Below are 6,370 nucleotides of genomic sequence, written 5' to 3' on the forward strand. Positions count from 1 at the left end.
GGTCGGCGACGTTCTGGACGTCATGCGCCGACTGGCCGCCGACGGAATGACGATGGTCGTCGTCACCCACGAGATCGGCTTCGCCCGGGAAGTCGGCGACACGGCCGTCTTCATGGACGAGGGTGTCGTCGTCGAAGCCGGTCACCCGAGCCATGTCCTCGTCGAACCGACACAGGAACGCACCCGCGCCTTCCTGTCCAAGGTCCTGTGAGCACGCCGACGCGCCAGCAGGAACTCGCCGCGGACCTGCTCGACCTGGCCCTGTCCCGCCGCACCCGCTACCTGCAGGACCTCAGCGAACTCGTCGCCATCGACTCGGGCTCCTACGACCCCGACGGCGTCAACCAGGTCGCCGACTGGGTGCAACGCCGCCTGCGGCGGACCGGGTTCACCGTCGAACGCGTGCATTTCCCCGCCGACCGCTCCTGCCAGGCCGGCGACGCCCTGGTCGCTCGCAAGAGGGGCACCCTGCGGGCCGGCGAGGGCGGCCGCAGGATTCTCCTGGCCGGCCACATGGACACCGTCTTCGACCGGGGAACCGCCCGTGAACGGCCCTTCACACTCCAGGGCTCCCTCGCCCACGGGCCCGGCGTCAGCGACGACAAGGGCGGCCTGCTCGCCGGACTGACGGCGCTCGAGATCCTCGACGAGCACCGGTGGACCGCCTACGACGAACTGGTCCTGATCGCCACTCCCGACGAGGAGATCGGCTCTCCCGCCAGCCGCCCGCTCATCGAACGCACCGCCCGCGGCATGCACTACGCCCTCGGTCTGGAATGCGCACGGGAGAACGGCGATCTCGTCATCGGCCGCAAGGGCGTCGCCGACTTCCGCATCACCGTCACCGGCAAGGCCGCGCACGCCGGCATCGAACCCGAACGCGGCGCCAACGCGGCGCTCGCGGCCGCCCATCTCATCGTCGAGCTGCAAGCCCTCAACGGCCGTTGGGACGACGTCACCGTGAACGTCGGGACCATCAAGGGAGGCAGCCGCGCCAACATCGTGTGCGCCGACGCCGAACTGCGCGTGGAGGTCCGCGCCGCCACCGTCGCCGACGTCCAGCGCGTCGAACGTGCCATCCAGGAGGCCGCCCGCCACCCCGCGGTCCCCGGCACCAGCGTCACCGTCGAACAACTCGACCTGTGCCCGCCGATGGAGGTCACCGCCGCCTCCCGGCGCATGCTCGACATGGCCCAACTGGCGGCCGGCGCGGTCGGAGTGAGCCTGGCGGCCGCCACCACCGGGGGAGTGGGCGACGCCAACCTGATCGCAGGAACCGGCGTGCCGACCCTGGACGGGCTGGGCCCCGTCGGCGGAGCCGACCACACCCCCCAGGAATGGCTCGACACCACCAGCGTCCCCCAGCGCATCGCCCTGCTGGCCGCCCTGGTGGCCATGCTCGGCCACACGGCCGACGCCTCCCGCTGACCCGAGCACTTAAGTCCGATCCGCTTACGTCACCACCTGCCGTGCCCGCCCCGGCCCCTCCCGGCGGCACGGCACGCTGCCCCCTGCCCACCTCTCACGACTGGAGAGACCATGCGCGCACCTCGCGGCCTCACCCACCGCGCCGCCTTCGTCGGCAGCATCGTCCTCACCCTCCTGGCCACCGCCCCCACCGCACACGCCGGCGGTGCCGGGCCCGCCGGCCACGACGGCTCGCTCGTCCTCGTCGGCGGCGCCCTCAAGGACGACAACACCGAGGTGTACAGCGAGATCATCGACCGTGCCGGTGGCGCCGGCGCCCGCATCGGCGTCATCACCGCGGCCTCCGTTCCCGAGAGCCAGGACCCCGACGCCGCCGACCCCGACCGGTGCAGCAACTCCGCCTGCAATGGCGCCTATTACTCCGCACTGTTCAAGAAGCACGGTGCGGCCGACGCCCAGTGGATCCCCGTCGACCTCGACCACGTGGCCAACGCCGACTCCGACGCCGTCGTCGCCCAGGTCAACTCCATGACCGGCTTCTTCTTCGGCGGCGGCGACCAGTACCGCTACATCCAGACGCTGCTGCGCGGTCCCGGCCAGAAGGACTCCAAGGTCCTGGCCGCCATCCGGGCCAAACTGGCCCACGGCGCCGTCGTCGCCGGCTCCTCCGCGGGCGCCCAGATCGCCTCCGGCCCCGACATGGTCAGCGGGGGCGAGTCCTACGAAGGGCTGCGCGACGGCAGCGCCCCGGGCTACTTCGAAGACCCCACCCGCCTGGGGTACATCCGGCAGGGGGGCTTCGGGTTCCTGCGCTCAGCCCTCATCGACACCCACACCGGGGTCTACGGCCGAGAGGGCCGCGCCTACCGCCTGGCCGCCGACACCGGACACGACCGCGTCTACGCCCTCGACGAGAACACCGCCCTCGTCGTCGACCACCCCGGCAGCACCCACGAACAGCTCACCGTCCTCGGTCCCAACGGCGTCGGCGTCCTCGACCTGCGCCAGGCCCACGCCACCACCTCGCCCGCCGGATGGACCTTGTGCGGCGCCCGCTACTCCTACCTCACCGACCACGACCGCTACGACGCCCGCTCGTGGCGCGTGCGCCCCGCCACCGGCAAACAGCGTCTGACTCCCGAGGACGCGGCTCCCGTGTCCGCGAACACGGACGTCTTCCACTCCGCCGCCAACCCTGACGGCAGCGCCTACTCCTTCCGCACGACAGCCCGGGCCCTCGCGCAGTCCAGCGCGCAGAACACGGCGACCGCCTCCACCTTCGAATCCGGCCCGCGCTTCGACGTCACCTTCACCAAGGCCCGTACCTTCGCCGCCTGGAGCGGTGACGGCAGCACCGCCGAGACCCTCGTCGGCCTGCGCATCTCGATCGCACCGCGCTGACACCCCTGAACGCATCGCAAGGGGCGTCGTGTTCGTCAAGAACGCGACGCCCTTCGCGCTGCTGCCCCGCACTCTCCGGCCGGTGCAACGTCCCGTCAGAGCAGGCCAGTTCGGTGGGCGATGTCCTCGGCGTCCTTCATGCGCTGGTGCGCGTCCGGGCCGAGCAGGTCGAGCACCGCGGAGATCAGCGTCTCGATGAGCGCAACCGTCGGAGTCAGGCTGTCGTACGGCGAACTGGACGCCACCTGGTTGATGAGCACGACGTCGGCGTGCGCGGACGCGGGCGAGAGCCAGGGATCCGTGAAGACCACGACCTTCCCGCCCCGCTCATGAACGAGTTCGGCGATGAGGGTCATCTCCGCCTCGTATCGACGGTAGTCGAAGACGACCACGACGTCCCGGCGGGTCAACTGGGTGAGCACGGAGGTCCGCTCCACGTCCCGGTCCGGGACGAAGGAGACCTGGTCGCGCATCTGCATCAGGTGCAGACCGAGATACTGCGCGAGCAGATGCGTGAAGCGGCCGCCGACAAGATGAACCCGGCGCCGGGCGTCGCTCAGCAGCTCGGCCGCCGTCTCGAACTCATGCGGGGACACCTCATGGAAGGTCTGCGACAGGGCCTGCTGGATCAACGCCACACGCCCCTGCAACCGCCCCTCGTCCCCAGCGGCTTCCTCCGCCTCCCCGCCCGGGCCGGTGTCCGCAGACTCGTACAGGGTGATCGGGGAGGCGTTGCGGGCATCCAACTCGGCACGCAGCGCGGCCTGCAGGTCGGGAAATCCCCGGTAGCCGAGGCGGGAGGCGCAGCGCAGAACGGTGGGGGTCGACACGGCCGCACGCTCCGCGATGGTCGCCACCGTCTCGAAGACCGCGGCGGGATACCCGGCCAGCAGCACCCGGGCGACCTTGCGCTCGGCGGGGCTGAGATCACCCAGACGGCTGCGGATTTCGTCGGCCAGCGTGCCGCTCATGACACAGTCCTCCCCAGAATCTTCAGCTCACGGCATCCTGATGCCCCTCGGACAGCGGCCCGCCGCACATGAGGCGATACAACGGGACGGATGACGCAACTCAATGTACCGCCCGTTACGGGAGCACTGGTAATCATCGGCGACGGATGCGAGGCAGTTGCGGCCCTCGCCCGTGATGCTCTCACTCGGCGGTCGCCGCAACCCGGTGGAAGAAGCGTCCGGCCAGGTCCGCCCCGATGACGGTGCCGCTGCCATCGCGGGTGAGGAAGCCGCGCTGGCCGGCCAGGCCGCCGCCGGTGACCACGTACTCGTCCCCGTCGCCGGGCAGCAGGCCGAGCTCGGCCGGCGGCATGTCCGCGGGCAGTTCCGTCTCGGACGCTGCGCGGATCTCCGGTTTGATGCGGCATTCGACGGTGATCGTGGCACCGTCGGTGTCGACGGTCAGTGTCATGAATGCGTTCTCGTACTGCCCGGTGATCTCCCGGGCGCGCTCGGGATCGTAGGGGAGCGGTCGGTGCCGGCGCTCGACCACGCCGAGGTGGTGCTCGAGGGCCCAGCGCACCACGGCCTGGTTGAACTCCAGACCGCTGTCAGGCCCGGCGTTGGACACAGCGACGACGGCGAAATCCCGCTCGGGAACAAGCAGCAGATCGGCGAACTGGCCATTGGCCGACCCGCCGTGCCCGACGGTGCGCACGCCGTCCACATCGCGCAGGAACCAGGCGAGACCGAGGGCGTCCCCGAGCGTGGAGCCGTGCAGTTCCGCCGTCGGCTCCTGCATCCGCCGCGCCAGGTCATCGCCACCGAGGTGGAACCGGGCCCAGCGGAGCTGGTCGGACACCGAGGACACCAGGCCGCCGCCCGGGTTGTTGCCGCGGGTGTCCTTCCAGGTGCCGGCGACCTCGAGCTTTCCCTCGCTGAGATTGTGGCCGACGGCGAACCGGCGGGTGATGGCCTGGCCGGCGGTGAAGACGCTGTCGACCAGACCGACCGGCCCCAGGACGAGTGAGGCGACGGCGGCCTCGTAGGTCTGGCCGGTGACGTTCTCGATCACCCGGCCGAGCAGGTTGTAGCCGAGCTGACTGTAGGACGCACGCCCGCCGACCGGGCCGATCAGAGCCACCTCGGCCATCTGGGCGATCTCGCGGGCCAGTGCGTCGTCTCCGTCGCCGCTGTCGAAGACCATCCGGGTGTCCAGCCCCGCGGTGTGGTTGAGCAGGTTCAGGACGGTGATCCGGGCCGCCGACTCCTCGTCGGGGAGCCGGAGTTCAGGGACGTAGCGACGTACTGGCGCGTTCAGATCGACGCGGCCTGCCTCGACCAGACGCATGATCGCGGTCGCCGTGTAGGTCTTGGTGACCGAGCCCAGGACGAACAACGTGCTGCGGTCGACGGGAACCGGGTTGTCGATGCTCGTCACCCCGTGGCAGGCGAACAGTTCCTGGCCGTCCGCCCATACCCCCACCGCGGCGCCTGGAATGCCCAGTTCCATGGCCTTCGCCTCGACGTACTTCGCCAGTGCGTCCCGCGCCATCTCGGTTCCCTCCCGTTCGAAGCCGCGCGACGGTCAGGTGGTCCGCCCGCCGCCGCCACGACTTGCACTGTGTTCAAGTGCACGCTAAACGACGACTTGAACAACGTGCAAGAGGTTTCTTGAACGATGTGCAAGTCAACGGCTATCGTGCGGTCATGCCCCGCGAAACGCTGACCCGCGAACAGATCGTCACCGCCGCCGTCTCGCTGCTGGACACCGACGGCCTGGAGGGCCTGAACATGCGGGCGCTCGGCACGCGGCTGGGGTCGGCGGCCACCGCGGTCTACTGGCACGTGGGCAGCAAGGACAACCTCATCGTCCTCGCCGGCGACCAGGTGTGGCACGAGATCACGCTGCCCGACCTGGACCTGGTCGACTGGCGCGCCGCCGCCACCGCCATGGCCACCGACCTGTACGCGATGCTCACCCGCCACCCGTGGCTGCTCCAGGCGTTCGGATCCTTCCTGATGACCGGCTCCGGCAAAGCCCGCCACGACGACCATCTCCTCGCCGTCTACGAGGCCGCCGGATTCACCGGCTCCGCGGCCGACCAGGCTGCGACCACCGTCTTCACCTTTGTGCTGGGCAATGCCCTGGGTCCCGCCGCGACCGCCTCACTCACCCGCAAACTCGGCCGCGAAGGCGGTGACGGCGAGCAGATCATCCGCGACACCATGACCGAAGCCCGCCAGATCGCCGCGCAGTTCCCCCGGCTGCGCGCCCGCCTGGACACACAGGGCGCGCACTACGGCGCCGCGCCCGACGACGCCTTCCAGTTCGGGCTCCGAGCCGTCCTCGACGGTCTGGAAGCACGACTCCACGCGACGTGAGCGATGGCTCTTCGGGAGGACCTCGGTCGGCGCCGGGCCCGGCGCGCACGCCCGCGTCGGTGTGCCGGGCGTCTCGCGTGCGGACTGCATCTATACAGAAGGCCAGGGCGGTACTTCGGGTGAACGCCCGTCTGCACAGACCAGCCACGAGGAACATCCGTGAATGCCACGCTGTCGACCCGTCCTTACGACGCCCTGCTTCTGCT

At 70.3% G+C, this 6,370-nt stretch carries 5 protein-coding genes and 1 pseudogene; 4 read left to right on the forward strand and 2 right to left on the reverse strand.

The genetic code is table 11. From position 1 onward, the window contains the following. From M8J74_RS35805 to M8J74_RS35815, 3 genes and pseudogenes are all read left to right on the forward strand, one after another. Window positions 1-211, forward strand: a pseudogene (locus M8J74_RS35805) (ectoine/hydroxyectoine ABC transporter ATP-binding protein EhuA); the annotation flags it as partial. Continuing rightward, window positions 208-1,428, forward strand: coding sequence for a M20 family metallopeptidase (locus M8J74_RS35810; protein WP_249840427.1), 1,221 nt, complete (start codon window positions 208-210; stop codon window positions 1,426-1,428). The pseudogene M8J74_RS35805 and the gene M8J74_RS35810, both read left to right, overlap by 4 nt. A gap of 111 nt (window positions 1,429-1,539) precedes the next feature. Further along, window positions 1,540-2,829: a cyanophycinase gene (locus M8J74_RS35815; protein WP_249840428.1), complete on the forward strand. Its 1,290-nt coding sequence runs from the start codon at window positions 1,540-1,542 to the stop codon at window positions 2,827-2,829. Window positions 2,830-2,924: 95 nt separating this feature from the next. Here M8J74_RS35815 and M8J74_RS35820 read toward each other — a convergent pair whose 3' ends face one another. Next, window positions 2,925-3,800 carry a MurR/RpiR family transcriptional regulator gene (locus tag M8J74_RS35820; protein ID WP_249840429.1) on the reverse strand — a complete coding sequence of 292 codons (876 nt, stop codon included), beginning with the start codon at window positions 3,798-3,800 and terminating at the stop codon, window positions 2,925-2,927. A 181-nt stretch (window positions 3,801-3,981) separates the two neighbouring features. Next, window positions 3,982-5,334, reverse strand: coding sequence for a serine hydrolase domain-containing protein (locus M8J74_RS35825; protein ID WP_249840430.1), 1,353 nt, complete (start codon window positions 5,332-5,334; stop codon window positions 3,982-3,984). 155 nt (window positions 5,335-5,489) lie between these two features. On the opposite strand from M8J74_RS35825, the gene M8J74_RS35830 reads away from it, so the two are divergent. Beyond that, window positions 5,490-6,164, forward strand: a complete 675-nt coding sequence (locus M8J74_RS35830; RefSeq protein ID WP_249840431.1) for a TetR/AcrR family transcriptional regulator — start codon at window positions 5,490-5,492, stop codon at window positions 6,162-6,164. The last annotated feature ends 206 nt before the right edge of the window (window positions 6,165-6,370 follow it).

The organism is Streptomyces panaciradicis (assembly GCF_023516615.1).
Lineage (GTDB): Bacteria > Actinomycetota > Actinomycetes > Streptomycetales > Streptomycetaceae > Streptomyces > Streptomyces panaciradicis.

Bases quoted from the DNA above. Each gene is read 5' to 3' on its own strand.
- M8J74_RS35820 (WP_249840429.1), bottom strand. From the start codon at position 3,800: ATGAGCGGCACGCTGGCCGACGAAATCCGCAGCCGTCTGGGTGATCTC.
- M8J74_RS35825 (WP_249840430.1), bottom strand. From the start codon at position 5,334: ATGGCGCGGGACGCACTGGCGAAGTACGTCGAGGCGAAGGCCATGGAA.
- M8J74_RS35830 (WP_249840431.1), top strand. From the start codon at position 5,490: ATGCCCCGCGAAACGCTGACCCGCGAACAGATCGTCACCGCCGCCGTC.
- M8J74_RS35815 (WP_249840428.1), top strand. From the start codon at position 1,540: ATGCGCGCACCTCGCGGCCTCACCCACCGCGCCGCCTTCGTCGGCAGC.